This window comes from Microbacterium sp. LWH11-1.2, from assembly GCF_038397745.1.
In the GTDB taxonomy this organism is placed as follows: Bacteria; Actinomycetota; Actinomycetes; order Actinomycetales; family Microbacteriaceae; genus Microbacterium.
Window position 1 is genome coordinate 1,124,657 of record NZ_CP151636.1, and the last position, 26,576, is coordinate 1,151,232.

The window sequence follows — 26,576 nt, forward strand, 5'->3', positions numbered from 1 at the left end:
TCCGATCACCGGGCGTCCTCGATCAACGCCACCGGGTACGTCGCCAGGAGGTCTGCGAGACGTACGGGTCCCCGCTCGATCCGTCGCCCGGTCAGCACGTCCGTCCCCGGGACGTCGGCGCGCATCAGGACGGTGTCGCCCCAGCCGCCGCGCCGGGCCAGCCCGACCGGGAGGCGCGTCGCCACCGCGGTCACACCTCCGCGATGGACGGCGACGCCGTGCTCGGCGGCCGCGCCCTCGATCACCGCGGAGCGATAGACGCGGAAGAGCTCGGGGTTGTCGCGACGCAGGCGCAGGGCGCGCGACGTGACGAGCAGCTTCGCCCTGCCCGAGTCGTCGACCGGAGGAAGGATGCCGCGCGCCGCGTCGGCGTCGACCTCCTTCAGCAGTCGTGCCCGAGCGGCGAAGTCGACCGGGCGGCGGTTGTCCGGGTCGACGAGCGACAGGTCCCACAGCTCGCTGCCCTGATAGACGTCGGGGACCCCGGGGCCGGTGAGCTGCAGCAGCTTGGCGGACAGCGAGTTCGAGCGCCCGGCATCCGTGATCTCGGCGACGAAGCGATCGAGGATGCCGCGGGCGCCGCCCTCGACCGACCGCGCGATCACAGCGAGACCTTCCTCGAAGGCGGCATCCGGATGCTGCCATGCGGTCGACTCCGACGCCTCGCGCGCGGCCTTCGTGGCGTACTCCAGGAGCCGCTCGGACGAGAGCGGCCAGGCGCCGACGGCGGCCTGCCAGATCAGGGCGTCGAGCGGACCATGCCCGGTGCCGGCGACTGCTCGGAGCTCGTCGAGCACCTCGGCCCAGCGCTCGGGGATCTCGGACAGCACCGTGAGCCTGGCCCGCACATCCTCCGAGCGCTTCGTGTCGTGCGTCGAGAGCGTCGTCATCGAATGCGGCCACGCGGCCAGACGAGCCGCCTGCGCCTCGTGGAAGTCATCGACCGACAGCGCGGTGATCGACGGATCGGCACCGACCTCGGTCAGCGTCCCCAGACGCGTGCACCGGTAGAAGGCCGTATCCTCCACGCCCTTCGCCATGACCGCCCCACTCGTCTGCGGGAAGCGCTGCGCGACCTCCAGTGACGGATCCGCGAGCAGCGGCTCCAGCTCGTCGAACGCCTCCGCGAGATCCGGGCGCCGCCGTCGGGCCTCCGCGAACGCATGCTGCAGGTGCGCGATGCCGTCGGGCAGGTACGAGCGGTAGACCGGGAAGCAGGCGAGCAGCTCGGCGAGAGCATCCTCCGCGTGCACGACGCCGCGCGGGAGCGTGCGGACGAGGCGATGCACCTCCGAAGCGAGCAGCTCGTCGGCGATCATCCGCTTGGTGGTGTGGATGAGGTCCGGCCACGGCTGCGCCTCGGGCAACCCGGTCTCCGCGCGGAGGCGTGCATCGAGCCGATCGAGCGCCTCGACCCCGTCGCGGTCGACGAGCACCCGGTCGAGCTCCGCGAGCGCGTCGTACCCGGTGGTCCCGTCGGTGCGCCACCAGGACGGCAGGGGCTCGCCCGGCTCGAGGATCTTCTCGACCAGCGTGTACACCCCGCCCGTGGCATCCGCCAGCTGCTCGAGGTAGCGACCCGGATCCGCCAGTCCGTCGGGGTGATCCACGCGGATGCCGTCGGCGAGGCCGTCGCGCACCCACCGCACGATCTCCCGGTGGGACTCCGCGAACACGTCGGGCAGCTCCACCCGGATGCCGGCGAGCTCGACCACCGCGAAGAAGCGCCGGTAGTTGAGCGCGGTGTTCTGGTCCTGCCAGAACCGCAGCTCGTAGTGCTGGGCGGCGAGGAGCGCGGGGAGGTCGTCGGCGTGCTCTCCCGACCCCGGGGCCAGCGGCAGCACGTGGTCGTAGTACGTCAGGGTGCCGTCCGGTGCGTCGTCGGCGGGGGAGGCGTCGACCACGAGCTCGCCGTTCGCGACGACTTCGTCGGGCGCGGCGCCCAGGATCGGCAGGAGCAGCCTCCCGCCTCCAGCAGGCCAGTCGATGTCGAACGCGACCGCGTGCCGCGATGCGCGTCCGAGTCGCAGCACATCCCACCACCAGCTGTTCAGCCGCGGCTTCGCGACGCCGACGTGGTTCGGCACGATGTCGACCAGGATGCCGAGCCCTGCGGCGCGGGCGGCGGCAGCGAAGCGCTCCAGCCCCTCGGCTCCGCCGCGACCGGGGTCGACGCGGGAGTGGTCGACGACGTCGTACCCGTGGTTCGAGCCCGGCACCGCGGCGAGGAGCGGCGACAGATAGGCCCAGCCCGCGCCGAGATCGGCGAGGTACTCGGTGACGGCGGCCGCATCGTCGAGCGGGAACCGATCACTGATCTGCAGTCGATACGTCGAGAGGGGCCGCTGTGTCATGAGGTCGCCTGCTCCGCTCTCGGCGCGGGTGCCACGCCGTCCGCCTGATCGTTCTGCATCCGGAGGGACGCGTCCACCGAGTCGTCCGTCGACGGCTCCGGACCGTCGACCTCCTGCAGCACGAGGAGCGCCTTCGCCTCGATCGTCAGCTGCGTGCCGGCCGCATGGTCCGATCCGTCGGCCATCTCGCCGGCCGTGTCGACGGCCACGTGCCAGTGCTCGCCGTGGCGCTCGTCCGGGAGCACGATGTCGACGGGCTCGTCGCCGCTGTTGAAGTAGACGATGAAGTTGACGTCGGTGACCGCCCGGCCGCGCAGATCCTTCTCGCGGATGCCCTGGCCGTTGAGGAACATGCCCACCAGGCGGCCGAAACCGGAGTCCCAGTCGGCGGGCGCCATCGGGCTGCCGTCGGGACGCAGCCAGACCACGTCGGCGATGCGCTCGTCGTCGAGTTCCACCGGACGGCCGTTGAAGAACCGGCTGCGCCGGAACGTCGGATGCCGGCGGCGGAGGCGGGCGACGGCGGCCGTGAACTCGACGAGAGGAAGATCGGCCGACTCCCAGTCGATCCAGGTCGTCTCGTTGTCCTGGGCGTAGCCGTTGTTGTTGCCCCGCTGGGTGCGTCCGAGCTCGTCGCCGTGCGAGATCATCGGCACGCCCTGGGACAGCAGCAGCGTGGCGAGGAAGTTGCGCTGCTGGCGGGCCCGTCGACGGTTCACGGCCTCGTCGTCCGTCGGACCCTCGACGCCCATGTTGTCGGAGCGGTTGTGGCTCTCGCCGTCGTTGTTGCTCTCGCCGTTGGCCTCGTTGTGCTTCTCGTTGTACGAGACGAGGTCGCGCAGGGTGAAGCCGTCGTGCGCGGTGACGAAGTTGATCGATGCGACCGGGCGGCGCCCCGAGTGCTCGTAGAGGTCGGCCGAACCGGTCAGGCGCGACGCGAACTCGCCGAGAGCCTGCGGCTCTCCGCGCCAGAAGTCCCGGACGGTGTCGCGGTACTTGCCGTTCCACTCCGTCCACTGGGGCGGGAAGTTGCCGACCTGGTATCCGCCGGGGCCGACATCCCACGGCTCCGCGATGAGCTTGACCTGCGAGACCACCGGATCCTGCTGCACGAGCTCGAAGAACGTCGACAGGCGGTCCACGTCGTAGAACTCGCGCGCCAGGGTCGAGGCGAGGTCGAAGCGGAAGCCGTCGACGTGCATCTCCGTCACCCAGTAGCGGAGCGAGTCCATCAGGAGCTGCAGTGCGTGCGGGCTGCCCGCGTTGAGGCTGTTCCCCGTGCCCGTGTAGTCCGTGTAATAGCGCTTGTCCTTCTCGAGGCGGTAGTACGCCTCGTTGTCGATGCCGCGCATCGAGAGGGTCGGACCCAGGTGGTTGCCCTCGGCCGTGTGGTTGTAGACGACGTCGAGGATGACCTCGATCCCGGCGGCGTGCAGGGCGCGGACCATGGCGCGGAACTCCTGCACCTGCTGCCCGTGCTCGCCGCTGGACGAGTAGCCGCTGTGCGGTGCGAAGAAGCCGAGCGTGTTGTAGCCCCAGTAGTTCGACAGCCCCTTGTCCTCGAGGACCGAGTCGTCGACGAACTGATGCACCGGCATGAGCTCGAGCGCGGTCACGCCGAGGCGGCCGAGGTGCTCGATGACCGCGGGGTGCGCGATGCCGGCGTAGGTGCCGCGAAGCTCCTCCGGCACGTCGGGGTGCCGGACGGTCAGCCCCTTGACGTGCGCCTCGTAGATGACGGTCTGCGCGTAGGGCGTCTTCGGCAGGCGGTCGCCGGCCCACTCGAAGAACGGGTTGATGACGACGCCCTTCACCATGGATGCCGCCGAGTCGTCGTCATTCCGGGAATCGGGGTCGCCGAAGTCGTATCCGAAGGGGGCCTGTCCCCATTCGATCCGGCCGGAGACGGCCTTGGCGTACGGGTCGAGGAGGAGCTTGTTCGGGTTGAAGCGCTTGCCCTCGGCGGGAGCGAAGGGACCGTGCACCCGGTACCCGTAGAGCTGCCCCGGCTGCACCGAGGGGAGGTAGCCGTGCCAGACGAAGGCGTCGACCTCGGTGAGCGTCACACGCTGCTCGCCGCCGTCGTCGTCGAAGAGGCACAGCTCCACCTTCTCCGCGCCCTCGCTGAACAGCGCGAAGTTCGTTCCCTGTCCGTCGAAGGTCGCTCCGAGGGGGTATGCCGATCCAGGCCAGATCTCGTGACTCATGGGGCGAGCTTAGGCCGCCGCGACGTGGCGGCCCGCTCTGCGACGATCTGCACCGCGCGGTCGAAGTCGAGAACCTGCGCGATCTCCTCTGCCAGCGCATAGGGGTGGCCCAGGTAGCAGACGAAGACGGGGGAGACGACCTCGACGTAGCCGATGGGGCCGTCCTGGCTCACGACGTAACGGTCGAAGTCGAACAGCTCGGCCGTGGGCGTCGCCGGACGCTGCTGCTCCTTCGACGGGACCGGCTCGTGCGCGGCGCGCACTTCGGAGCCGGAGGGGACGGGGGTTCTGACAGACATGAGACCTCCTGACTCGGGATGATCCTCACGGTAGAAGGGCTCGACGATTCTGAGAACGGCATTGCCAGGAGGCCGGGAACCCGCTACGGACACACCGATATACCGGTTTCGCCCGCGGCATCCGGCTCCTACACTGAGGAAAACGCACCATCTTCGACGATCGGAGAACGCTGTGTCTGCACCGTGGCAGGTCTCGCGCGATGCGCTGCCCCACGCATCGCGACTGCTCATCGAGCGCGCTCACGAGGAGATGCTGGCGGGGAACCTCGACGATCGGCGGCTGCAGGAGGTGCGCCCCCTCGTGCGGGAGTCCTGGGAGAGATCCTGGCGGGGGAGGGTGGGGCCGGAAGGCCCGCCGCCTCTCGACCTGCACACCGAGGAGCTCGAGGACTATCGACTCGCGCATCCGCTCGCCTCGGCGATGGACATGATCCGCGCCCTGCTGCTGCCGGACACCGAGGAGGACTCGGGCGTCATCATCGCGATCGGCGACAAGGCGGGACGGCTGCTCTGGATCGAGGGCGACCGGCAGCTGCGGTCGCTCACCGACGACATGGGGTTCGTGGCGGGAGCGAACTGGTCGGAGGATGCCGTCGGCACGAGCGCCCCCGGAACCGCGCTCGCGCTCGGGCAGTCGGTGCAGATCCGCGGAGCCGAGCACTACAACCGCCTCGTGCATCCGTGGTCGTGCACGGCCGCTCCGGTGCGCGACCCCGAGACGCAGCGCGTGCTCGGCGTGATCGACATCACGGGCGGCCCCGAGGTCGTGTCCCCGCAGGCGCGCCTGCTCGTCGACGCCACGGCGCGCGCCGTCGAATCCGAGCTGATGGTCACTCGCCTCCGGGAGCGCAGCGAGACCGCCCGGCAGCGTCCGACGCCGGTGAGAGCCCGCACGCTGAAGACCGCCAGGGCGACGCTGCACGTGCTGGGCAGGGATCGCGCACGGCTGGAGACCGAATCCGAGCACGACGAGTCGATGATCGAGCTCAGCGCCCGGCACGCGGCCATCCTGCTCATGCTCGCCGTGCACCGCCAGGGCCTCTCCGCCGAGCGGCTCTGCGAGCTCGTGTACGGCCCCGGCGTCTCTCCTGACACCCTGCGACCCGAGATGGTGCGCCTGCGCAAGGTGCTCGAGCGCACGGCCCCCGATCTGGTGCCGGAGTCGCGGCCGTATCGACTGCCGGTGGCGCTCGAGACCGACGCGCACGACGTGCTCTCGCTGCTCGACCGCGGCGCGCACCGGGTCGCGCTCACCGCGTATCGCGGTCCCGTGCTCCCCGAGTCGACGTCGCCCGGCGTGGAGGAGTTCCGCGAGTCCGTTCGCGGCGCGCTCCGCGAGGTCATGCTCTCGGAGGCCAGCCTCGACGTGCTGCTGGCCTACGCCGAGATCCCCGAAGGGCAGGGCGACGCCGAGGCGCTGCGGCTCGCGCTCGAGATGCTCCCGGCGCGCTCGCCGAAGCGCGCAGCGCTGGTCGCCCGGATCGAGCGGCTCGACCGCGGCTGACCGTCGTCGGGGCCTCGCGGTCTCAGCCCTGGTCGAGCACTTCGCGGAGCCTGTCGGCGAAGGCCTCGGGCTGACCGGCGTAGCCGAACTCGCCGCCCAGGAAGCCGCCGTGGTGGCTCGGGAAGACCGTCGCCTCCTGGCCGAGCTGCTCCGCCAACGCGATCGCAGTGCGGCCGGTGTACACCTTCTTCGACTCCTCGCCCACCGCGATGACGACCCTGGTCGGCGACGCCTTCAGCGCCTCGATGTCCGGCTCGTAGAGGCACACCGCCCAGGATCGCTTCGACAGCAGCGGATCCTCCCTGGTGCCGTCGTCCTCGGTCGGCATCCCGAACGCCGCCGGGTCCGGCGCCGGCTGCGCGAAGTACTCGTCCGTGACCTCGCCCTCCCACGAGGTCATCGCGATGAACGCGGCCATCCCGGCGCCCCAGCCCTTGTCCTGATACACCTGCGTGTACGCCGCGCGCGCTCGCTGGACGGCTTCGGCATCCGGCAGCACGCTGTCGATCGGCGGTTCGTGGGCGACCAGGGTCACGACATCGTGCGGGTACGCCGTGACGAGCGCGAGGGCGGTCACCGCCCCACCGCTGCTCGCGAACAGGTCCACGGGGCCGGCGCCGAGCGCCTCGATGAGCGCGTGGAGATCCTCCGCCTGGGTCTCCGGCTCGTTCGTCACCCCGCCGTCCTTGCGGATGCTCCGGCCCAGACCACGAGGATCGTAGGTGATGACCGTCCGGTCCTCGAACAGCCTCACCTGGTCGCGGAAGCCGCTCGCGTCCATGGGCTGGCCGATCATCAGCAGCGGGGGATGAGCGTCTGTCGCCGGGAGAGGGCCGTGGACGTCGTAGACCAGGTCGACATCCGGGAGCTCGAGCGTGTGCTGCGTCATTGAGGGCCTCCTCCATCGCGGGCGATCTCCCAGGATGCTATGTCGTCGGAGCAGCGGCGCACCAGGGCCCCTGCCGGAGTCGGAGGGCACTGCAACCCCCTGCAACGTTGCGCACCGGGGTGCAACGTCCTGCGACGTAGCTTCGTGACAACAGCCGCCGCACCGAAGCGCGGCCCGTCGAAGGAGTCACGATGACCATCGTCGAAGAAGACGTGTCCACCGCCTACGCGGCCCCGGGACGACCGGGCGCCCTCGCGAACTACCGTGCCCGCTACGGCCACTACATCGGCGGCGAGTTCGTCGATCCCGTCAAGGGCCAGTACTTCGAGAACGTCAGCCCGGTCGACGGCAAGCCCTTCACCGAGGTCGGCCGGGGCACGAGCGAGGACATCGACCGCGCGGTCGACGTCGCCTGGAAGGCGTTCGCGAGCTGGGGCAAGACCAGCCCGGCCGAGCGCTCCGTGATCCTGAACAGGATCGCCGACCGCATCGAGCAGCACCTCGAGGAGATCGCCGTCGCCGAGACCTGGGAGAACGGCAAGCCGGTGCGCGAGACCCTCGCCGCCGACATCCCGCTCGCGGTCGATCACTTCCGCTACTTCGCCGGAGTGCTGCGGGCGCAGGAGGGGGGCATCAGCCAGCTCGACGAGAACACCGTGGCGTACCACTTCCACGAGCCACTCGGCGTGGTCGGCCAGATCATCCCCTGGAACTTCCCGATCCTCATGGCCGTGTGGAAGCTCGCACCCGCGCTCGCTGCGGGCAACTGCGTCGTCATCAAGCCGGCCGAGCAGACTCCGGCATCCCTCCTCTTCCTCTTCGACATCATCGGCGACCTGCTTCCGGCCGGCGTCGTGAACATCGTCAACGGGTTCGGGATCGAGGCGGGCGCCCCGCTCGCGCAGCACAAGCGCATCCGCAAGGTCGCCTTCACCGGCGAGACCACCACCGGCCGCCTGATCATGCAGTACGCCTCGCAGAACCTCATCCCGGTGACGCTCGAACTCGGAGGCAAGAGCCCGAACGTCTTCTTCGAAGACGTCGCGCGCTCGACCGCCGACCCCTTCTACGACAAGGCGCTCGAGGGGTTCACGATGTTCGCGCTGAACCAGGGCGAGGTCTGCACCTGCCCGTCGCGCGCGCTCATCCAGCGGTCGATCTACGACGGCTTCCTCTCCGACGGCCTGGAGCGGGTGAAGAAGGTCGTGCAGGGCAACCCGCTCGACCCGGCGACGATGATCGGCGCGCAGGCGTCGAACGACCAGCTGGAGAAGATCCTCAGCTACATCGACATCGGGAAGCAGGGCGGCGCGCGTCTGCTCACCGGCGGCGAGCGGGTCGATCTCGGCGGCGATCTCAGCGAGGGCTACTACGTCGCGCCGACCGTGTTCGAGGGCACGAACGACATGCGCATCTTCCAGGAGGAGATCTTCGGGCCCGTGCTGTCGGTCACCTCGTTCGACGACTTCGACGATGCGATCTCGATCGCCAACGACACCCTCTACGGTCTGGGCGCCGGTGTCTGGAGTCGCAGCGGCGACACCGCCTATCGCGCAGGCCGCGCGATCGAGGCGGGCCGCGTCTGGACGAACACCTACCACCAGTACCCGGCGCACGCCGCGTTCGGCGGATACAAGCAGTCGGGCGTGGGACGCGAGAACCACAAGATGATGCTCGACCACTACCAGCAGACGAAGAACCTCCTCGTCTCGTACGCGGAAGGCCCGATGGGCTTCTTCTGAGCTCGATCCGATGGGTCGCTGAGCGAGCGGGGCGTTTCGTCTCGCTCCGCTCGCTCAACGACCGACCTCGAAAGGCACGGACATGGTCACCATCGGCACGTACCAGCGGGTGGACGTGACGGATGCCGCGGCATCCCTCGTGCGCGAGCTCAGCGCGCAGCACGGTCCGCTGATGTTCCATCAGTCCGGCGGATGCTGCGACGGCTCGTCGCCCATGTGCTACCCCGTCGGCATGTTCATCACGGGACCGGGCGACGTCCTCCTCGGTGCCCTCGACGTCGGACTCGAGGGCCCGGTCGAGGTGTTCATGTCGGGGTCGCAGTTCGAGTACTGGAAGTACACGCACCTGACGATCGATGTGGTGCCCGGACGCGGTGCCGGCTTCAGCGTCGAGGGGCCCACGGGCATGCGGTTCCTCATCCGATCGCGCATGCTGAACGAGGCGGAGCTGGAGTACTTCGGCCTCACCCCTTGATGCCGGAAGAGACACGCGTGATCCGCAGACCGCATGCGGGTGCATGGACGCAACCGGTTGCAACCTCCGCCGGTATACCATTCACGTATGCGCCGAGCAGCGTCAGTCCCCAGCTGACCGCGGGCGCGGACGGCGCAAGCCGTCATGCGGAGGGAGAGTCGATCTTCTTTCGATCCCGAGGGGGGATGGGGTGGGAGTTCGGTCCCCAGCCGACACCCACCCCCACACTCCCCCTCCGTGTCTCCGGTGCGTCCGGCCGCCTCAGTTCAGCCGGCTCCAGAACCAGAAGAGGGCGAACCCGATCACGACCACGATCGGCAGCCATGTCGTGCTGCGCTTCAGCCGGCGCCCCTGCGGCGCGACGCCCGGCGGAGGTGTGAGAAGGCCGACCGGCGGGGCGAACGGCAGCGGCGCGCTCATCGCCGGAGCAGGGACGGATGCCGTCGCTGCGGGACCCGCGCTCTCGGCGAGCAGGCGCTCGTCACGCCATCGCGCCCACTGATCGAACTTCGTCAGCAGCGCGCCGACCGCACCGAACAACCACGCCCAGGTGGCGGGGTCGAGCGTGGACACCTTGCGCTGCGTGTAGAGGAACAGCCAGTCGTCCACGATCTCGACATCGAGCTGGGCGGCGTTGTCGATGAACCTCGCCATGATGTCGGGCGTGAACAGATAGAGCGCGTCGCGCTCGTACCCCGTGGGGCAGTACAGCGTGAAATAGCGGTCGAAGTCGCCCTCGAGCGAGAGGCGCTGCTCCTTCTGGAACGACGCGGGCAGGTTCGATCCGAAGCTGTTGTTGCCGTTCGCGTCGAGCACGATGTTCGGCAGCGGCACGTCGAGCTTCACGGCCACGTATCCCCAGCGATAGGTCGTCGAGTTCTTCCCCGACTGCACCGTGTACTGGTAGTTGCCGAACTCGACGAAACGGGGGTGCGTGCCGCGGACGAGATCGGTCGACTGACGGGAGCGGCCGAGGCTGAAGATCATGCCGGGCAGCGGGGGATCGGCGATCCTCGCCTCGTACGACATGCCGTTCGCCTGGGCGAAGCGGCTCAGTCGGTACCGCGTCGCCTGCCCGTTCCGCACGCCGAGCCAGATCATCAGGACGACCGCGATCAGCACCAGGCCGATGAGCACCAGGGGGACCGCCGCGATCCCGGGCGACCCGCTCGCGGACGCCAGGCTGAGGATGACCGTCACGAAGATCGGCAGCACCACGACGCCGGCGACCGACGCGGCCACGATGCCGATGATGGTCGACGTCGAGGCGGTCGTCGACTGCCGCGCCCGCAGCTCGGCGGTGAACGCCCGGACGGCTGCGGCATCGACCGGATCGGTGAGCGGTCGGGCGTCGAACGTGATCGGGGGCTGCGGCGACGTCATCGGTTCACCCGGTCGGCGTCCCAGGTCAGGTCGGTGCCCTCGGGGATCTGCGCCGCCTCGAGACGGTCGTCGGCGCAGATCTCGCGGATCAGGGCATCCGGACCCGCCACGATCGTCGAGTCGAAGTCGATCTCGGACACCATCACCCACGCGCGGTCCTCCGGCCAGAGGATGCTGGGGCTCAGGGCAGAGAGCGGGAAGCCGTCCCCTTCGCCCGCGGTCCCTGGGCCTGTCGACGGGTCGCGCCACGGCACCTCCCGCACCCACCCCGAGTCGGCGAACAGGCGCGGCGGCGCGGAGAACAGCACATGGTCGCGGTCGGGCAGCGAGAGACGCGGTCCCTCGGAGACCTCGCGCGAGAGGATGCCGTCCTGCCAGGTGGGCTTGCGGAAGACGTTGTTGAACGGATCCCGCGTGCTGCGGTTCAGCATCGCCTGGTGGTTCGGATCGTCGGTGAAGGGGAGGAACGTCTGCGACGGCGTCTCTCCGAAGAAGCCGAGCAGACCGCCGTAGCCCTCCCAGAGCGCGGCGAATCCCGCATCCGGCGTGCTCGTGCGAGCGACGAGGTGCCCGGCGATCGCGGCCAGCATCTCGGCGCCGAGCCCGCCCTCGATCGGTGCGCTGAACTCGCGGCCGTCGGGGGAGATGCGGGCGCGCCAGTCCTCGCCATCGGGGGTGCGGACGATCCGCCGCCACTGCGCGAAGGGATGCATGGTCGTGCCGAAGGCCGCGGCGGTCTCGGCCCACGTCGCCGGTGCATCGACGAACCGCTCGACGAGACGCTGCCGCTCGGCATCCGGGAGGCCCTCCCACTCGACGGTCGACGGCACGGGGCGATCCGGCAGCGACCGCACGATCGCGGGATGGAAGACCCGGGCATACGCGGGGAAGCCGTGCGGGACGACGCCGTGCATGGTCGAGTGGGCGTCGTCGAGGCGCTCGCGGAGCCATGCTCCGATGCTCGTGTCTGCGATCCACTCCATGCGACCACGGTACCGGCGTTACGGTAAGAGGCGTGCTGCTGACAGTCCACGATCTCGGGGGAGATCCCGCATGGTGAATCAGGTTCAGGTCGCTCCGGGCGAGCGCGTCTTCCGGCGGCATCCGCTGCGCATCCTCCTCGGCGCCGTGCTGCTCGCCGCGGCGCTGTCGGCGGCGACGCTCTTCCTCCTCCCACGGTTCCTCCCGCGGACGATGAACATCTCGACCCGCGGGACCATCGTGCTCGTGGTGGCGATCGCCCTGACCGCGGCGGTCTTCGTCGGTGCCTTCTGGTTCCGGAACATCCGGGTCGTCGTGCGTCCCGACAGCGTCGAGATCGGTCGCGCGGGAAACCGCGAGGCGTTCCCGCGGGCCACGACCGCCTTCCGATCGAAGGTCACCGAACACCGCACGAACGGCCTGCCCAGCGGCACGACACGGGCGCTCGTGGTGTACAGCGGTGACCGGGAGATCACCATCGAGCTGCCCGGGTTCACGAGGGCGACGTTCAGCGAGCTCATGGCCGAGCTCAACCCGATCGCGCCGCCTCCCGTCGGCGACCCGGTCGAGGCCGCTCGCGCACGCGCCCACCTGCCCACGACGTTCACGATCGACGCCACCGGGGAGCGTCGGCTGGCCGCACGGCTCACGATCGGCGCTGTCGTCTTCTTCGCCGTCGCGCTCGGCTTCGGCCTGCTGGCCGCCGTGCCCGGCTTCCTCGAGAGCGAGGTGTCGGCACTGGTGCTGATCGTCCCGATGGCCGCCGTCGCCGGGATCGGCTTCACGATCGGTGCGCTGCAGCGTCGCCGTGTCGCGCGCGGGATCCCCGAGCGCGTGACGGTGAGTCCGCACGGCATCCGCCTCGACGATACCGATCAGCCGTACGCGCAGCTCACCCGCATCTGGATGACGCCGCCGGCGTACCCCGTCCGACGGATCCGGTTCGAACGTGCGGGCGGCGCGCGCAGCACCCATCTGCTCTCGTCGTCGCGCGTCGCGATCACCCCGGACTACGCCGACCTCCTCCAGGCGGTGCGGGCGCAGACCGCGCATCTGCCCGGCCTCCTGTCCCTGGACCTCGAGTGACCGCGGAGACAGCGCGAGGACTCGCGCCCGACTATCCGGTGCGCACCGAACGGCTGCTGCTTCGACCGATCGCGCCCGGCGACGCCGCGGCGATGCACGTCTACAAGTCGGATCCGGATGCCGTGCGCTACGTGCCGTACGAGCCGCTGTCGCTCGCCGAGGTCGAAGAGCGCATCGGGACCACCTGGTCGCGCACGCGCTTCGCCGAACCGGGCGACGCGGTCTGCCTCGCCGTCGAGGAGCAGGAGACCGGCGCCCTGCTCGGCGACGTCGTGCTGTTCTGGCGCAGCGAGACGGATCGCGCGGGAGAGGTCGGCTACATCTTCGACCCGCGGTTCGCCGGTCGTGGATATGCCACCGAGGCGGTCGATGCGCTGCTCGCCCTGGGGTTCGACGGACTGGGCCTGCACCGCATCGCGGCGCGGATCGACGACCGGAACACGCCGTCCGTCGGCGTCGTCGAACGGCTCGGATTCCGCCGTGAGGCACGGCTCGTCGAGAGCGAGTGGTTCAAGGGCGAATGGACCACGATGCTCGTCTACGCGCAGCTCGAAGACGAGTGGCGTGGGAGGAGCGGCGCGGCCTCGGCCTGACGGCATCCCCCATAATCGAGGGGTGACTGCCACTGCGACGCTCCCTTCCCTCGACGGCCGCCGATTCCGGATGGTGTCGTCGACGACCTCGGCCGTCGACCCCGAGGCGCCGAGCGTCTTCGAGTACTTCGAGCGCGACGGAGCGATCTGGGGCGGGTATGAGGGCGACACTGTCACGTTCGGCAAGTTCGTCGGAACCCGCACGGGCGACACCATCTGGGTGTCCTTCGTGCACGTCCTCGTCGCGGACGGCAGCGTCGTGACAGGAGACGGCGAGAGCGAGCTGGAGCTCACCGACGACGGCCGCATCCGCCTCGTCGAGCACTACGAGATGCACGGGCTTCCGCAGCTCAGTGTGTGCGAGGAGATCGCGGACTGACCTAGCGCGGGGGCAGCGCGTCGCGGCCGGGGGAGGCCGGGGTCCAGCGGGTCATCCCGAGCGGCACCTCCAGGCTGCGCTCGGGCAGATCCGCAGGCAGCAGGTACGGCCGCCGGATCACCTCGTCGAGCACGACGACGCTGACGACCGTGCGCACCTCGGGCAGCTGCGCGATCACTCCGGTGGAGAACTCGTGCACACCGCTGACGTCGACGGCCCGGATCAGCAGCATCGCATCGTGCTCGCCCGTCGTGATCGCGCACCACTCGACATCGGGCATCTCGAGCACGCGGTCGCGGAACGACGCCCAGGCCTGGGGGAGGACCGTGACGAACACGAGGGCGCCGATCGAGAGGCCGGCCTTGGCCTGATCGACCCGGGCGCTGAACCCGGTGATGACCCCGTCGTGCACGAGCGACTCGACCCGCGTGTACGCATTCGCCCTCGAGATGCCCACCTTGTCGGCGAGTGCGGCGATCGAGACGCGACCGTTATCACGGAGCACATCGAGGATTCTGTACGCGGTCTCGTCCAATGGGGCGGCACTTCGTCCAGAATGCTTCGACTGTTCCGCATCCTTGCTGGACATATTGCTCCTCACGAGGGATGTTCTGGACAGAGCGTGTCGGTGCGACCCACCCTTGCTGGACACATCGTCGCATATGATGCGAATCTGATCACCGGTCGTCCACATCTGGGTCGACCACACCCGAATGTACTCCTCGCCTCTGGAGGCTCTCATGTCGTCACGTCGCAGCACGTCAGTCATCGCGATCGGAGCGGTCGCGCTCCTCGCGCTCGCCGGTTGCTCGGGAGGCAACTCCGCCAATAACGGCGACCAGTCCTCGGGCTCGGATTCGCTCGTCATCGACACCGCGTTCTCGATCGAGACGGCCGACCCGGGGCACACCTACGACCCGACCGGCAACATGATCGCGAAGGCCCTGTACGAGACCCTCGTCGACTTCGAGGGCTCCGACGTCTCGACCCCCGTCCCCGGTCTCGCGTCGTGGGAGCAGAACGACGCCGCGACGGAGTTCACCTTCACGCTCGAGGGCGACCGCGTCTTCTCCGACGGTTCGCCGATCGAGGCGAAGGACGTCGTCTTCACGCTGCAGCGCATCCAGGGCATGACCGAGGCCAAGCCGAACTTCCTCCTCGGCGGCCTCACCATCACCGAGGTCGACGACAAGACGATCTCGTTCGTCTCCGAGACCCCGCTCCTGCAGCTGCCCGCGATCCTCGCGAACCCTGCGCTCGGCATCGTCAACTCCGACGTCGTGATCGAGAACGGCGGCACCACCGACGGCGCCGACACGGCACAGGGCTTCCTCGACGGCGAGTCCGCCGGCTCCGGGCCCTTCGTGCTCGACACCCTCGACCTCAGCTCGCAGGTCGTGCTGACGAAGAACGACGAGTACAACGGCGACGAGGAGTCGGCCTACTCCCGCGTCGTCGTCCGCAACGTCTCGGAGAGCGCCACGCAGCTCGCCAACCTCAAGGGCGGCGACTCGATGGTCGCGATGGACCTGAACGGCGACCAGGTCGCCGGTCTCGGCGACGACCTCAGGGCCTCGTCCGTTCCCTCGGGCCAGACGATCTTCCTGCTGCTCAACCAGTCGGATGCCGTCGCCGGTGAGCTCGCGAACGTGAAGATCGCCGAGGCGATCCGGTACTCGCTCGACTACGACGCCCTGCTCGAGCTGGCGGGTGCCGGCGCGGTCCAGGCGACCGGCGTCATCCCGCCCGGATTCGAGGGCGCTCTCGACTCCGGCGTGGAGCAGGACCTCGACAAGGCCAAGGCCGCGCTCGCCGAGGCCGGCTACACGGGTCAGACGCTGAAGCTGCAGTTCCCGAACGACTACCCGGTCGGCGGCGTGGAGTTCACGCCGCTCGCGGAGCGCATCCAGGCGCAGCTCGAGGAGGCCGGCATCGCGGTCGAACTCGCTCCCGCACCGTTCGCCACCGAGCTCGACGCCTACGTGAACGGCACCGAGGGCTTCGGCCTCTGGTTCTGGGGCCCGGACTACGCGGACTCCGCGAACTTCCTCCCCTTCGCCCCGGGTCTCAAGGTCGGCCTGCGCGCCGGCTGGGCCGCCGAGGCCAACCCGGAGATCGCCGGGATCGCCGCGGGTGCCGCCAGCGCGACCGATGAGGCCGTGCGTGCCGACGCCTTCACCTCGTTCGCCGAGGCGATGCAGGCCGAGGGCCCGTTCGTCCCGCTGATCGTCCCCGGCCGCAACATCGCGACCGCGGGCGACGTGGCCGGTGCCGTGTACAACTCCGTCTGGGAGATGGACATCGCCGAGATCACCCCGGCCGGCTGAGCGGGATCCCCATGACGACGGTGGCGGTGCAGAGGCAGGCGCAGCGGCGCAGATCGCCTCTGGTCGGGTACCTGCTGCGGCGGGCCGGAACCTCCCTGCTCCTGCTGGTGGGCGTGACGATCGTCACGTTCGCGCTCACCAACCTGGTGCCGGGAGACCCGGTCTCGGCGGCGCTCGGTGAGGGCGCGTCGCAGAACCCGGCGACTCGCGAGGCCTTCATCAAGGCCAACGGACTCGACCAGCCGCTGTTCGTGCAGTACTTCATCTATATGGGGAACCTGCTCCGCGGGGACCTCGGCACGTCGCTGGTGACCGGTCGCCCGGTCACCAGCGACCTCGCCACCGCGGTGCCGGCGACGATCGAGATCGCGATCGGCGCGATCATCCTGAGCCTCGCGGTCAGCATCGTGCTCGGCACCCTCGCGGCCTACCGCCGCGGCCTCGTGACCGACCAGGTCATCCGCGTCGTGACGCTCGTCGGACTGAGCGTGCCGACCTTCTGGCTGGCGCTCGTCAGCTTCTACGTGTTCTTCCTCGAGCTGCGCATCGCGCCGGGGTCGGGGCGCATCTCGCCCTCGATCACCCCGCCGCCGCGGATCACGGGCCTCTACACCGTCGACTACCTCCTGAACGGCGACGGCGTCGGCTTCTTCGATGCACTCGCCCACCTCGCCCTCCCGGTCCTGGTGCTGTCGCTCGTCACGATCGGCCTGCTGACCCGCTTCATCCGCACCTCGGTGCTCGAGGTCCTGGGCAGCGACTACGTGCGCGCCGCACGGGCCAAGGGCCTTCCGGCCATGCGCGTCATCCTCGACTACGTGCTCCGCGGTGCCTCGCTGCCGATCCTCACGATCGTCGGCGTCGCCTTCGGCTCACTGCTCTCCGGAACGGTCCTCGTCGAGTCGGTGTTCGCCTGGCCGGGCCTCGGCACCTACGCCTACAACTCGGCGGCCAACCTCGACCTCCCCGGCATCATGGGCGTCGGTCTCGTGGTCGGCGTCATCTACCTCCTCATCAACTTCGTCGTCGATCTCCTCTACGGCGTCCTGGACCCGAGAGTGAGGATCGCATGAGCCGCATCGCCGCCGCATCCCCGGCCGGGCGCTTCCGCTTCCGCTGGCCCCGCGCCTGGCGCACACCGCTCGGCATCATCGGCACGGTCATCGCGGGTGCCTGGATCATCGTCGCCTTCACGGCGCAGTGGTGGGTGCCCTTCGGTCCGAACGCCCAGGTGCTGCCGCGACTGCAGCCCCCGGGCATCGACACACTCCTCGGCACCGACGGCAACGGCCGCGACATCTTCTCCCGGCTCATGACGGGCGCGACCGTGAGCCTCCCGCTCGCACTCATGCTCGTGATCGCCGCGATGATCATCGGCACCGTGATCGGCGCGCTCGCCGGATACTTCGGCGGATGGCTCGATGAGACCCTCATGCGCATCACCGACCTGTTCATGGCGTTCCCGACGGTTATCCTCGCGATGGTCGTCGCGGCATCCCTCGGCCCGTCCCTGTTCAACGCGGTGATCGCGGCGATCGTCGTCTCGTGGCCGCAGTACTCGCGCGTCACGCGCAGCATCGTGCTCAGCCTGCGCGGTCAGAACTACGTGATCGCCGGTCGCCTCTTGGGGCACTCCCCGCTGCGCACGCTTTTCGTCGACATCCTCCCGAACATCGCCGGCCCCGTCCTGGTGCTCGCGACGCTCGACATCGGCGCGGCGATCCTGCTCCTGTCCGGACTCTCCTTCCTCGGCCTCGGCGCCCAGCCGCCCACGGCGGAGTGGGGCTCCATGATCTCGGGCGCGATGCAGAACTTCGACGCCTGGTGGCTCGGCGTCTTCCCGGGCCTCGCGATCCTCACGGTCGTGCTGGCGTTCAACTTCCTCGGAGACGCGATGCGCGACGTGCTCGACCCGACCGCCGAGGTCACGCACGAGAAGCAGGCCGAGCACAAGGCCTCGGCGGGGGTGTCCGCATGACCGCCGGCACCGTCGAGGCCCGGAACGCGACGCTCAGCATCCGCGATCTCACGATCGACATCGGCCGTCCGCTCGTGCGCGGCGTCTCGCTCGAGCTGCTGCCCGGACGCATCCACGGCCTCGCCGGCGAATCGGGATCAGGCAAGACCCTGACCTCGCTCGCCGTGCTCGGGCTCCTGCCGCGACAGGCGCGCACCGGCGGATCGATCACCCTGGCGGGGGAGGAGCTGGTCGGCCTCGGCCGCCGCGCGCTCAACCGCGTGCGAGGCAAGCGCATCGCCATGGTCTTCCAGGACCCGTCGGCATCACTGCACCCGCAGCTGCCGGTCGGTCGGCAGCTCACCGACCACATGCGCGTGCACCTCGGGCTCAAGGGCGCGGCGGCGCGAGCGCGAGCGATCGAGCTGCTCGAGACCGTGCAGGTGCCGAATCCGACCGAGGCGCTGGGGCGCTACCCGCACCAGTTCTCCGGCGGACAGCGTCAGCGCATCGCGATCGCCTGCGCCCTGGCATGCGACCCCGAGGTGCTGCTGGCCGACGAGCCCACCACAGCACTCGACGTCACCGTGCAGGCCGGGATCCTGCAGCTGCTGCGCGACCTCGCGATCGAGCGGAACCTCGCGGTGCTGCTCGTCACGCACGACCTCGGCGTCATGAGCGCGATCGCCGATGAGGTCGCGGTGATGAAGGACGGCCGGGTCGTCGAGCTCGCCGACCGGGAGACGCTGTTCCGCGACCCCCAGCACGAGTACACGCGCACGCTGCTCGCGGCGCTCCCCGGATCGAAGATCGCGGATGCCGAGCTCGTCGAGCGAGCGGATGCCGAGATCACGGGTGAAGGGGATGCAGATGAGTGAGGTCGCCGTCCTCGACGCGCAGGACGTGGTCGTGCGCTACCCGGGCAACCCGCCCGTGATCGCGGTGAACGGGGTGTCGCTCCAGGTCGCGCCCGGCGAGACCGTGGCGCTCGTCGGCGAGTCCGGCAGCGGCAAGTCGAGCCTCGCGCGTGCCGTCGTCGGCATCGAGAAGACCGCGGCGGGAACCGTGCTCTTCCGCGACGCCCCCGTGTCGCCGCTCGGCATCCGCCGTCGGTCGACCGCGCTGACCGGCATCCAGATGGTGTTCCAGGACCCGTCGACCTCGCTGAACCCGCGTCGCCGCGTCGGCGACCAGATCGCCGACGGCATCGCGACCGCTCGCGCGCGCGGCGCCGAGGGGTCGACCGTGGCCGAGTGGCTGGAGCGCGTCGGCCTCCCCGCCGACGTCGCCTCGCGGTTCCCGCATCAGTTCTCCGGCGGGCAGAAGCAGCGCATCGCGATCGCCCGTGCGCTCGCGGCGCGTCCCTCGCTGCTCGTCGCCGACGAGCCGATCTCGGCGCTCGACGCCTCGACGCAGACCAGCGTGGCCGGCCTCATGCGGGACCTCGTGGCAGAGGCCGGAGCGGGGATGCTCTTCATCTCGCACGACCTCGCCGTGGTGCGACGCATCGCCGACCGCACCTTCGTGATGTTCGCCGGCCGCGTGCTGGAGTCGGGTCCGACCGATCAGGTGTGGTCGGCGCCGCAGCATCCGTACACCCGCGCGCTGCTCGCCGCGATCCCGGAGCCCGACGGCGCCGGACGCATCCCGGCAGCGCCCTCGGTGGGCGACCGCGAGGTGTGGTCGGAGATCCCGCCCGTCCTGAACTGAGGCGGGAACCGGCGGCCGGGGCTCACGGATCGCTGGGCGCCAGCTCCGTCGTCACACCAGAATCGAGTACCCGGTCGCGGCCGTCCGCGTACACGAGGTTGGCTTCGACATCGGGCGGGAGCACGGCCTGAACTGCTCGACTGGCTTCCAGTCGTGCGGGTTCACCTGCAGGCATGTCCTGTTGTGTGAGCACGTCGAAGCTGCACTCGGCGTCGCCGGGTGAGGCCGCCGGCGCTCGGACGGTGAAGACATAAGCCTCGTCACCGTAGAGTTCGACCACGAGGCTCTCGACCTGCTGGGAAATCGTCGTGCATTCCGCTCGAGCGACGCTCTCCCGAGTGTCCAACAGGATGAAGTCCTGGTCCGCCGCGTAGACGACCGTGACTTCCACGCCGCTGCTGAAGGTCTCCTCGAGAAGCGCCTGCAGCGTGCTTCGCAGATCGACTCGCGTCTGATCGTCGACCGCGAGGTCTAGACCGGTGAGCACGTCGAAACTGCACCAGACCTCGGCCTCGCCGGCCCACATTCTGTCGATCTGAGGCGCGTCGCCGTAGGCGGCGTCTACAGCTTCTTCGACCTCTTGCGAGAAGCTCTCGCACTCCGAACCCATCGCGTACTCACCCCATTGGATGCAGCCAGAGGTACCCAACGCTGCCAGCAGAATGACCACCACTAGAGGAGCGCGATGTCGTCGCATGCTCATAACCTAGCCGCGCCTTCCTGTCGCGCCGCCTCGCCTCGACGGAGGCCTATGCTGACGGCGCGTGAACCTGATCGCGCGGGCCGAGGAATATCTGATGTGACTACTGATAGCGAGATCGTTCGACGATCGAGACACGAGGCGGCCGCGTTCGGCGAGCTGTTCGAGAGGCACGCCCGCGCCGTGGCGGGCTTCGCTTCTCGACGGGTCGGACCGGATGTCGCGGAAGACGTGCTCAGCGAGACGTTCCTCGTGGCGTTCCGCCGGCGCGCGAGCTTCGATCTCCGCGTCGATTCCGCGCGCCCGTGGCTGCTCGGCATCGCGACCCGGGTCATCCACCGACACCGCGCGAGCGAGGCCAAGCAGCTGCGGAGCCTGATCGCGCAGCAACCCGAGCGAGCGCTCCCCGACGACTCCGACGGTCTGTCGGACCGTCTCGACGCGAGTGCGGCGCTCCGGGAGCTGGCTCCTCGGGTCGCGGCACTGGCGAAAAAGGACCGCGACACCCTCTTCCTCTTCGCCTGGGGGGATCTGAGCTATGAGGAGACGGCGCAGGCTCTCGGCGTTCCGGTGGGAACCGTGAAGTCGCGCCTCAATCGCGTCCGTCGGCTGCTCGCGCCGGCGCGCGCGGCCGACCGGACATCAATCAACGCACTGCACTCATCGGAGGTCGGATATGGACATCTTGGATAGCGTTCGCGAACTCGGAGTGGAAGACCCCTCCGCCGGCATCGTCGGTGCGCGGAACTCGCTTCATCGGGCGATGGCCGGCGAGGGGCGCCGGCGACGTCGCCGTGGTCTCGGAATCGCATTCGGCACAGCAGGTGGCGTCCTCGGCGTCTCCGCGGTGGCAGCGGTCGTTGCGGGCACGTTCACCGTCGGCGCTGTCGTCGCGCCTCCGGCGTCGGCAGCGGAGACGATCGTCCTGAGTGCTGCCGCACAGCTCCGGGCGTCCGAGATACCGGCCGGCAAGTACCTGAAGACGACCGAGACGTTCGAGCAGGTCATGGGCTTCCACGGGCCGACGGAGGCGGAACCCTTCTCCTATGTGCTGCAGGACGCGACCGGCGTTCTGACGACGAGGTGGATCACGTCGACCTTCCTCTCGTCCGACCCCGAGGTCCCGCCGATCCTGGAGACGAGCGAGTATCAGCCTGTCGGGGCGAACGGCGACGTCCAGGCCGTAGAGGACGCGTGGAACTCCTACTACGGCTCGACCTATGGGCTCTGGGATGAGGTCATCGAAACTCCTCGCCCGTCGGCGGTGTTCCAGATGGATGGTGTCGCGCATGCGCGTCTGTGGAGCAACGATCTCGCGGAGTGGCAGGTGATCGACGACCCCGACGACTCTCGAATCGACGACTGGGGCACGTTCGCGACCGAGCCGCAGGAGTTCCTCGACGACGTCCTGGCGGAGCTCCCCGCCGGGACCACCGAGGAGAAGGCCATCGCCGTGGTCTTCGAGAGCCTGGTCACCGGCGACATCGCCACCGCCTCGGCCGCCTACCGCGCGGTGCTCCTCGGTGTGATCGCGCTCTCGGACGGCCTGCACATCGAGTCGGTGGTGGGAACCGTCACCACTGTCCGCCTCGATGACGACCGGGCTCTGCGTCGACTCGTCTTCGACACGGAGACCGATCAGCTGCTGGAAGTGTCTCAGCATCTGACCGAGGCGTACGATGCCGGCCAGGACGTGCCGGTAGGCACGAGTCCGCTCGTCGAGGACGGAGCGCCGACGACCATCCGACGCTTCACGCACGAGATCGTCGACGCGCCCCCCGCGATCAACAGCGAGGGCTGACGGCTGCTCTGCACCGTCGCGTGCCCAGAAACACGGCGGGCCGAGGCATCAGCCTCGGCCCGCCTGTTCTCAGCTCCGGATCAGACCGGTGCGACGATGTCCTGCTTCACGTCCCACTCGGTGATCTCCATCGTGACCTCGACCGACTGGCCCTCGAGCGAGGCGGTGCTGGTCGACGCGAGGTTGATGTAGTCGCCGGTGACCTCGTACACGACCTGAACCTCGGTGCCCTGCTGCTCGACGGTGCCGCTGAGGAGGAAGACCTTCTGGCCGAGGCGCTCGCCGGTGCCGGTGACCGTGAAGTCACCCGTGATCGCTGCTGCGGCCGCGGCGGGGTCCAGGGCGGAGACGTCGGCGGCGGCGGCGCTGAGCGCGGCGATGATCGGGTCGCTCGACGCGGTGTCGGCGGCCTGCCATGCTCCATCGCCGGACTTCACCCAGACGTCGTCGCCGATCGCGATGACGGATCCGACGGGCGAGATCGACTCGAGGGCCTTCTCGGACGGGTTGAACTTCGCCTGGGTCTCCATGCCCATCACGGTGCTCGTCGCCGCGTATCCCGCGGTGTCCGACATGGCGTCGGCGATGCAGGTGCCGAGGGCCGTTCCGTCGACCGTCGCGCCATCCGACAGCTCGGGGCAATCCGAGGTCGGGGCTTCGGCTTCCTGCGAAGCCCCGGCGCTGGGCTTCGCGTCGGCGGGCTTGTCGGAGCCCCCGGCCGCGCAGCCGGTGAGCAGGACCGAGGCGGCGAGAATCACGCCGACCCCGAATTTGTTGACGCGCATGGCGTCCCCCCTTCGGTCGTATGCCCCGACGACGGTCATCGAGGCACGGCTTCCAGCATGCCAAATGTTTCGCATCTCCTCGGACACCGAGGCCGGGTACCGCTCCCCATGGCGGTCGACGGATGCGCCAAGAGCAGGGCGTCGATAAGCTTAGCCAACCCTAACTTCGACGAACAGGTTCGCCATGTCCTTCACACGCACGAGGGCGCTCACCGCCTTCCTCGCCGTCGCCGTCGCCGCGGCGGCCCTCACCGCCTGCGCGCCCGCCGCTGAGAACGGCGGCGGTACGGCACCCGCAGCCGACGACGGGGCCTTCCCCGTCACGGTCGAGCACGCCTACGGCGAGACCGAGATCTCCGCGCAGCCCCAGCGAGTGGTCACGGTCGGCTACACCGAGCAGGACACGCTCTGGGCGCTGGGCATCGAGCCCGTCGGCGTCACCGAGTGGTACGGCGGATACGACTTCGCCTCGTGGCCGTGGGCGGACGAGGCCCGCGGCGACTCCGAGCCCGAGGTGCTCGGCACCAGCGACGGCCTGGACTTCGAGGCGATAGCGCTGCTCGACCCCGACCTCATCATCGGCACCAACGCCGGCATGACGGAAGAGGACTTCGACCGCCTGTCCGACATCGCGCCGACGATCGCGCACTCGGGCGACTACTCGATGTACTTCGAGCCGTGGGACGTGCAGACGCTGCAGATCGGCAAGGCCGTCGGCCGCTCGGAGGACGCGCAGAAGCTCGTCGACGACATCGACGCGCAGTTCGCCGAAGCCGCCGAGGCGCACCCCGAGTTCGCCGGCGCCTCGGTCGTGTTCCTGCAGAACGCGATCTACGACGGCGCGGCGATCGCCTACCAGGACGGTCTCAGCACCGACTTCCTCACCGACCTCGGCTTCTCGATCCCGTCGGAGATCGACGCCTACGCGCCGGAGGACGAGTCCGGTGGCCAGGCGTACATCCCGGTCGAGAACCTCGACGTGCTGAACGCGGCCGACGTGCTCATCTGGGGCACCGAGTCCGACGACGACATCACCGCCCTCGAGGGCGAGGCCTTCGTGACGGCGGTCGAGGCGATGAAGAGGGGCTCTGTGGTCTACACCGACGGCGTGACGGCCGGTGCGATCTACTTCACCTCGCCGCTGAGCCTTCCGTACGTGATCGACGCCCTCGTGCCGGCTCTCGCAGACGCCATCGCGGGGAACGGTCCCGCGCGCACCGCGGAGTGACCTCTCCCGCACGCACACGACGCGATCCGTCCCGGTCATCCGCCGGGCGGATCGCGCTCGTCGTCGTGCTCGCCACCGCCGCGCTCATCGTGACGGCAGGCATCGGCCTCACCGTCGGCACCAAGCTCGTCGGCATCGACACCGTGATCGATGCGATCGTGCGCTTCGACGGCAGCGACCTGCAGCTCGTGGTGCGGGAGTCCCGCATCCCGCGCACGGTGTTCGGCATCCTCGTCGGTCTCGCCCTCGGCGCCGCGGGCGCCGTGATGCAGGGGCTCACCCGAAACGCGCTCGCCGACCCCGGCATCCTCGGGGTCAATGCGGGTGCCTCGGTCGCGGTCGCCGTCGCGGTCGCGGCGCTCGGGATCGACGACTTCCCGGCACTCATGGCCGCCGCGCTCGCCGGAGCGCTCGTCGCCACCATCGGCGTCGTCCTGCTGGGAGCGGCGGGCGGCGGCAGCCCGGTCACGCTCGTGCTGGCGGGCGTCGCCCTCGCGGCGGTGCTCGGCGGCGTGACCACGGCCCTCGTGCTGCTCAACCCGACCGCGTTCCTGCAGATGCGCAGCTGGGAGTCCGGCGCACTCGCCGGTCGCGACCTGTCGATCCTGACGGTCGCCGGCCCGACGATCGCCGTGGGACTCGTGCTCGCCCTCGCGATCACGAGGAGCCTCGACGTGCTCGCCCTGGGCGACGACACGGCCGCTGCCCTCGGAGTCAGGATCGGACCGCTGCGCACCGGCGCGGTGGCCTCGGTCACGCTCCTCGCCGGAACCGCGACCGCCGTCGCCGGACCCGTCGCGTTCCTCGGGCTCGCCGCACCCCACATCGCCCGAGGCGTCGTCGGCTCCTCGCAGAAGGCGATCGTGCCTCTCGCCGCCGTGATCGGCGCGATCGTCGTGGTGCTCGGCGATGTGGTCGGGCGCGTCGTCATCGCGCCGCAGGAGGTGCCGGTCGGCATCGTCATGGCCTTCGTCGCCGCGCCGTTCCTGATCTGGATCGGCCGCCGGAAGAACCCGGTGCAGCTGTGAACGCCTCGTCGCGGCCCGGCATCCGTCGCCTCCGTCGTCCGCTCGATCGACGCGCGCGCTGGGCGATGGGCCTCCTCGTCGTCGCCGTGCTGGCCTCGTTCCTCGCGAGCCTGTCGATCGGCGACCGCGTGATCTCTCCGATCCGTGTCATCGAGGCCCTGTTCGAGACGCAGGGGGGCGTGCGCATGGTCGTCGTCGACTGGCGGCTGCCCCGCGCGCTCGCCGCACTGTTCTTCGGCGCGGCCCTGGCACTGTCGGGCACCGTGTTCCAGACCATCACCCGCAACCCGCTCGGCAGTCCCGACGTGATCGGGCTCACCACCGGCGCCTACACCGGCGCCCTCCTCATCATGACCACCGGCGGCTCGTCGGGTGTCGCCGTGTCGATCGCCGCGGTCCTCGGCGGCTTCGCGACCGCGGCACTGGTCGCCGCGCTCGTCGCCGGCAGAGGCGCCCTCGGCTATCGCATCGTCATCGTCGGCATCGGGGTGAGCGCCGTGCTTGCGGCCGTGAACGCCTGGATGCTGCTGCGCGCCAGACTCGAGGTCGCCGTCTCCGCCGCCATCTGGGGTGCGGGATCGCTCAACGGCGTCGGGTGGGCGCAGGCGATCGCTCCGATCATCATCGTGTCAGCGCTGATCGTCGTCCTCGTGCTGTCGCGCCGCGGGCTCTGGCTCATCGAGCTGGGCGACGACATCGGCACGAGCCTCGGCGGACGGATCGCCCTCACGAAGGCGGGACTCGTCGCCATCGCGGTCGGTCTGTGCGCCGTCGTCACGGCCGCGATCGGCCCCATCGCCTTCGTCGCCCTCGCCGCGCCCCACCTGGCGAGGCTCATCGTGAAGAACGGCCCACTCCATCTCGTCGCCACGGCACTGATGGGAGCGGTACTGCTGTCGCTGGCCGACATCATCGGGCAGAACGCCTTCCCGGGGCGCGCGCTGCCCGTCGGCGTGGTGACTCTCGTGCTCGGCGGCGTCTACCTCATCTTCCTCGTCGTGCGCACGGCCCGGCGGCGCTTCTGAGCACGCGTTCGCGACGGGCGCGCGCTTCCGCTAGACTGACGAGGTTGTCTGCCTTCTGGCGGACACGTTCACACACCCTCCTGCTTCCGCGAGATACGCGGAAGCCGTTCTAGTCCGAAGGAG

Annotated in this window: 25 protein-coding genes; 16 read left to right on the forward strand and 9 right to left on the reverse strand. The window is 69.7% G+C overall.

The features are described from left to right. Positions 1 to 5 precede the first annotated feature (5 nt). Genes treY through MRBLWH11_RS05290 form a run of 3 tightly spaced genes read right to left on the reverse strand, consistent with a single transcriptional unit; the run spans position 6 to position 4,860 of the window. Positions 6 to 2,354 carry a malto-oligosyltrehalose synthase gene (treY, locus tag MRBLWH11_RS05280; protein WP_341947003.1) on the reverse strand — a complete coding sequence of 783 codons (2,349 nt, stop codon included), beginning with the start codon at positions 2,352 to 2,354 and terminating at the stop codon, positions 6 to 8. Continuing rightward, positions 2,351 to 4,561 carry a glycogen debranching protein GlgX gene (gene glgX, locus MRBLWH11_RS05285; protein WP_116633375.1) on the reverse strand — a complete coding sequence of 737 codons (2,211 nt, stop codon included), beginning with the start codon at positions 4,559 to 4,561 and terminating at the stop codon, positions 2,351 to 2,353. Before glgX ends, treY begins: the two co-directional genes overlap by 4 nt. Then, positions 4,558 to 4,860 (reverse strand): hypothetical protein, encoded by a 303-nt coding sequence (locus tag MRBLWH11_RS05290; RefSeq protein ID WP_341947004.1) that lies wholly within the window; start codon positions 4,858 to 4,860, stop codon positions 4,558 to 4,560. Before MRBLWH11_RS05290 ends, glgX begins: the two co-directional genes overlap by 4 nt. Before the next feature lie 172 nt (positions 4,861 to 5,032). On the opposite strand from MRBLWH11_RS05290, the gene MRBLWH11_RS05295 reads away from it, so the two are divergent. After that, the gene (locus tag MRBLWH11_RS05295; protein WP_341947005.1) at positions 5,033 to 6,364 is read left to right on the forward strand and encodes a GAF domain-containing protein; all 1,332 of its coding nucleotides are present in this window, start codon (positions 5,033 to 5,035) and stop codon (positions 6,362 to 6,364) included. A 22-nt stretch (positions 6,365 to 6,386) separates the two neighbouring features. Here the strand turns inward: MRBLWH11_RS05295 and MRBLWH11_RS05300 are convergent, their stop codons facing one another. Beyond that, the gene (locus MRBLWH11_RS05300) at positions 6,387 to 7,253 is read right to left on the reverse strand and encodes an alpha/beta hydrolase (protein WP_341947006.1); all 867 of its coding nucleotides are present in this window, start codon (positions 7,251 to 7,253) and stop codon (positions 6,387 to 6,389) included. Between the two features lie 191 nt (positions 7,254 to 7,444). Here MRBLWH11_RS05300 and MRBLWH11_RS05305 point away from each other — a divergent pair, with 191 nt between their 5' ends. Together MRBLWH11_RS05305 and MRBLWH11_RS05310 are read left to right on the forward strand one after the other, a co-directional pair. Further along, on the forward strand, positions 7,445 to 8,995 hold the full coding sequence (locus MRBLWH11_RS05305) for an aldehyde dehydrogenase family protein (RefSeq protein ID WP_341947007.1): 1,551 nt from the start codon (positions 7,445 to 7,447) through the stop codon (positions 8,993 to 8,995). An 82-nt stretch (positions 8,996 to 9,077) separates the two neighbouring features. Beyond that, positions 9,078 to 9,470: a DUF779 domain-containing protein gene (locus MRBLWH11_RS05310; RefSeq protein ID WP_116633380.1), complete on the forward strand. Its 393-nt coding sequence runs from the start codon at positions 9,078 to 9,080 to the stop codon at positions 9,468 to 9,470. A 261-nt stretch (positions 9,471 to 9,731) separates the two neighbouring features. Here the strand turns inward: MRBLWH11_RS05310 and MRBLWH11_RS05315 are convergent, their stop codons facing one another. Together MRBLWH11_RS05315 and MRBLWH11_RS05320 are read right to left on the reverse strand one after the other, a co-directional pair. Beyond that, the gene (locus MRBLWH11_RS05315; RefSeq protein WP_341947008.1) at positions 9,732 to 10,853 is read right to left on the reverse strand and encodes a hypothetical protein; all 1,122 of its coding nucleotides are present in this window, start codon (positions 10,851 to 10,853) and stop codon (positions 9,732 to 9,734) included. Further along, positions 10,850 to 11,836, reverse strand: a complete 987-nt coding sequence (locus MRBLWH11_RS05320; RefSeq protein ID WP_341947009.1) for a hypothetical protein — start codon at positions 11,834 to 11,836, stop codon at positions 10,850 to 10,852. The genes MRBLWH11_RS05315 and MRBLWH11_RS05320 overlap by 4 nt, the downstream gene beginning before the upstream one ends. Positions 11,837 to 11,906: 70 nt before the next feature. On the opposite strand from MRBLWH11_RS05320, the gene MRBLWH11_RS05325 reads away from it, so the two are divergent. Genes MRBLWH11_RS05325 through MRBLWH11_RS05335 form a run of 3 tightly spaced genes read left to right on the forward strand, consistent with a single transcriptional unit; the run spans position 11,907 to position 13,892 of the window. Continuing rightward, positions 11,907 to 12,920, forward strand: a complete 1,014-nt coding sequence (locus tag MRBLWH11_RS05325) for a hypothetical protein (RefSeq protein ID WP_341947010.1) — start codon at positions 11,907 to 11,909, stop codon at positions 12,918 to 12,920. Then, entirely contained in the window at positions 12,917 to 13,513 is a 597-nt protein-coding gene (locus MRBLWH11_RS05330) for a GNAT family N-acetyltransferase (RefSeq protein WP_116633384.1), read from the forward strand. Before MRBLWH11_RS05325 ends, MRBLWH11_RS05330 begins: the two co-directional genes overlap by 4 nt. 22 nt (positions 13,514 to 13,535) lie before the next feature. After that, a complete protein-coding gene (locus MRBLWH11_RS05335) occupies positions 13,536 to 13,892 on the forward strand; it encodes a hypothetical protein (RefSeq protein ID WP_341947012.1) in 357 nt (118 codons plus the stop codon). Between the two features lies 1 nt (position 13,893). On the opposite strand, the gene MRBLWH11_RS05340 is transcribed toward MRBLWH11_RS05335, so the two are convergent. Then, positions 13,894 to 14,481, reverse strand: coding sequence for an Lrp/AsnC family transcriptional regulator (locus tag MRBLWH11_RS05340; protein WP_279303198.1), 588 nt, complete (start codon positions 14,479 to 14,481; stop codon positions 13,894 to 13,896). Positions 14,482 to 14,632: 151 nt separating this feature from the next. On the opposite strand from MRBLWH11_RS05340, the gene MRBLWH11_RS05345 reads away from it, so the two are divergent. Genes MRBLWH11_RS05345 through MRBLWH11_RS05365 form a run of 5 tightly spaced genes read left to right on the forward strand, consistent with a single transcriptional unit; the run spans position 14,633 to position 19,886 of the window. Next, a complete protein-coding gene (locus tag MRBLWH11_RS05345) occupies positions 14,633 to 16,219 on the forward strand; it encodes an ABC transporter substrate-binding protein (RefSeq protein WP_341947013.1) in 1,587 nt (528 codons plus the stop codon). An 11-nt stretch (positions 16,220 to 16,230) separates the two neighbouring features. After that, the gene (locus MRBLWH11_RS05350; protein WP_116633388.1) at positions 16,231 to 17,292 is read left to right on the forward strand and encodes an ABC transporter permease; all 1,062 of its coding nucleotides are present in this window, start codon (positions 16,231 to 16,233) and stop codon (positions 17,290 to 17,292) included. Next, complete coding sequence (locus MRBLWH11_RS05355) at positions 17,289 to 18,197, forward strand: ABC transporter permease (RefSeq protein WP_116633389.1); 909 nt, start codon at positions 17,289 to 17,291, stop codon at positions 18,195 to 18,197. Before MRBLWH11_RS05350 ends, MRBLWH11_RS05355 begins: the two co-directional genes overlap by 4 nt. Then, the gene (locus MRBLWH11_RS05360; RefSeq protein WP_341947014.1) at positions 18,194 to 19,054 is read left to right on the forward strand and encodes an ABC transporter ATP-binding protein; all 861 of its coding nucleotides are present in this window, start codon (positions 18,194 to 18,196) and stop codon (positions 19,052 to 19,054) included. Before MRBLWH11_RS05355 ends, MRBLWH11_RS05360 begins: the two co-directional genes overlap by 4 nt. Continuing rightward, complete coding sequence (locus tag MRBLWH11_RS05365) at positions 19,047 to 19,886, forward strand: ATP-binding cassette domain-containing protein (protein WP_341947015.1); 840 nt, start codon at positions 19,047 to 19,049, stop codon at positions 19,884 to 19,886. The genes MRBLWH11_RS05360 and MRBLWH11_RS05365 overlap by 8 nt, the downstream gene beginning before the upstream one ends. A gap of 22 nt (positions 19,887 to 19,908) precedes the next feature. Here the strand turns inward: MRBLWH11_RS05365 and MRBLWH11_RS05370 are convergent, their stop codons facing one another. Further along, entirely contained in the window at positions 19,909 to 20,556 is a 648-nt protein-coding gene (locus MRBLWH11_RS05370) for a hypothetical protein (protein WP_341947016.1), read from the reverse strand. Between the two features lie 129 nt (positions 20,557 to 20,685). Here MRBLWH11_RS05370 and MRBLWH11_RS05375 point away from each other — a divergent pair, with 129 nt between their 5' ends. Both MRBLWH11_RS05375 and MRBLWH11_RS05380 read left to right on the forward strand, forming a co-directional pair. Next, positions 20,686 to 21,279 carry an RNA polymerase sigma factor gene (locus tag MRBLWH11_RS05375; RefSeq protein WP_341947017.1) on the forward strand — a complete coding sequence of 198 codons (594 nt, stop codon included), beginning with the start codon at positions 20,686 to 20,688 and terminating at the stop codon, positions 21,277 to 21,279. Continuing rightward, positions 21,263 to 22,387, forward strand: coding sequence for a hypothetical protein (locus MRBLWH11_RS05380; RefSeq protein ID WP_341947018.1), 1,125 nt, complete (start codon positions 21,263 to 21,265; stop codon positions 22,385 to 22,387). Before MRBLWH11_RS05375 ends, MRBLWH11_RS05380 begins: the two co-directional genes overlap by 17 nt. An 80-nt stretch (positions 22,388 to 22,467) precedes the next feature. On the opposite strand, the gene MRBLWH11_RS05385 is transcribed toward MRBLWH11_RS05380, so the two are convergent. Beyond that, complete coding sequence (locus MRBLWH11_RS05385) at positions 22,468 to 23,172, reverse strand: hypothetical protein (RefSeq protein WP_341947019.1); 705 nt, start codon at positions 23,170 to 23,172, stop codon at positions 22,468 to 22,470. Positions 23,173 to 23,356: 184 nt separating this feature from the next. On the opposite strand from MRBLWH11_RS05385, the gene MRBLWH11_RS05390 reads away from it, so the two are divergent. Genes MRBLWH11_RS05390 through MRBLWH11_RS05400 form a run of 3 tightly spaced genes read left to right on the forward strand, consistent with a single transcriptional unit; the run spans position 23,357 to position 26,453 of the window. Next, positions 23,357 to 24,400, forward strand: coding sequence for an iron-siderophore ABC transporter substrate-binding protein (locus MRBLWH11_RS05390; RefSeq protein ID WP_341947020.1), 1,044 nt, complete (start codon positions 23,357 to 23,359; stop codon positions 24,398 to 24,400). Then, positions 24,397 to 25,428: an iron chelate uptake ABC transporter family permease subunit gene (locus tag MRBLWH11_RS05395; RefSeq protein WP_341947021.1), complete on the forward strand. Its 1,032-nt coding sequence runs from the start codon at positions 24,397 to 24,399 to the stop codon at positions 25,426 to 25,428. Before MRBLWH11_RS05390 ends, MRBLWH11_RS05395 begins: the two co-directional genes overlap by 4 nt. Continuing rightward, positions 25,425 to 26,453 carry an iron chelate uptake ABC transporter family permease subunit gene (locus tag MRBLWH11_RS05400; protein WP_341947022.1) on the forward strand — a complete coding sequence of 343 codons (1,029 nt, stop codon included), beginning with the start codon at positions 25,425 to 25,427 and terminating at the stop codon, positions 26,451 to 26,453. Before MRBLWH11_RS05395 ends, MRBLWH11_RS05400 begins: the two co-directional genes overlap by 4 nt. Positions 26,454 to 26,576: the final 123 nt, after the last annotated feature.

Bases quoted from the DNA above. Each gene is read 5' to 3' on its own strand.
- MRBLWH11_RS05315 (WP_341947008.1), bottom strand. From the start codon at position 10,853: ATGACGTCGCCGCAGCCCCCGATCACGTTCGACGCCCGACCGCTCACC.
- MRBLWH11_RS05310 (WP_116633380.1), top strand. From the start codon at position 9,078: ATGGTCACCATCGGCACGTACCAGCGGGTGGACGTGACGGATGCCGCG.
- MRBLWH11_RS05350 (WP_116633388.1), top strand. From the start codon at position 16,231: ATGACGACGGTGGCGGTGCAGAGGCAGGCGCAGCGGCGCAGATCGCCT.
- MRBLWH11_RS05345 (WP_341947013.1), top strand. From the start codon at position 14,633: ATGTCGTCACGTCGCAGCACGTCAGTCATCGCGATCGGAGCGGTCGCG.
- MRBLWH11_RS05300 (WP_341947006.1), bottom strand. From the start codon at position 7,253: ATGACGCAGCACACGCTCGAGCTCCCGGATGTCGACCTGGTCTACGAC.
- MRBLWH11_RS05390 (WP_341947020.1), top strand. From the start codon at position 23,357: ATGTCCTTCACACGCACGAGGGCGCTCACCGCCTTCCTCGCCGTCGCC.
- MRBLWH11_RS05290 (WP_341947004.1), bottom strand. From the start codon at position 4,860: ATGTCTGTCAGAACCCCCGTCCCCTCCGGCTCCGAAGTGCGCGCCGCG.
- MRBLWH11_RS05360 (WP_341947014.1), top strand. From the start codon at position 18,194: ATGACCGCCGGCACCGTCGAGGCCCGGAACGCGACGCTCAGCATCCGC.
- MRBLWH11_RS05325 (WP_341947010.1), top strand. From the start codon at position 11,907: ATGGTGAATCAGGTTCAGGTCGCTCCGGGCGAGCGCGTCTTCCGGCGG.
- MRBLWH11_RS05385 (WP_341947019.1), bottom strand. From the start codon at position 23,172: ATGCGCGTCAACAAATTCGGGGTCGGCGTGATTCTCGCCGCCTCGGTC.
- MRBLWH11_RS05380 (WP_341947018.1), top strand. From the start codon at position 21,263: ATGGACATCTTGGATAGCGTTCGCGAACTCGGAGTGGAAGACCCCTCC.
- glgX (WP_116633375.1), bottom strand. From the start codon at position 4,561: ATGAGTCACGAGATCTGGCCTGGATCGGCATACCCCCTCGGAGCGACC.
- MRBLWH11_RS05320 (WP_341947009.1), bottom strand. From the start codon at position 11,836: ATGGAGTGGATCGCAGACACGAGCATCGGAGCATGGCTCCGCGAGCGC.
- MRBLWH11_RS05355 (WP_116633389.1), top strand. From the start codon at position 17,289: ATGAGCCGCATCGCCGCCGCATCCCCGGCCGGGCGCTTCCGCTTCCGC.
- MRBLWH11_RS05340 (WP_279303198.1), bottom strand. From the start codon at position 14,481: ATGTCCAGCAAGGATGCGGAACAGTCGAAGCATTCTGGACGAAGTGCC.
- MRBLWH11_RS05365 (WP_341947015.1), top strand. From the start codon at position 19,047: ATGAGTGAGGTCGCCGTCCTCGACGCGCAGGACGTGGTCGTGCGCTAC.
- treY (WP_341947003.1), bottom strand. From the start codon at position 2,354: ATGACACAGCGGCCCCTCTCGACGTATCGACTGCAGATCAGTGATCGG.
- MRBLWH11_RS05305 (WP_341947007.1), top strand. From the start codon at position 7,445: ATGACCATCGTCGAAGAAGACGTGTCCACCGCCTACGCGGCCCCGGGA.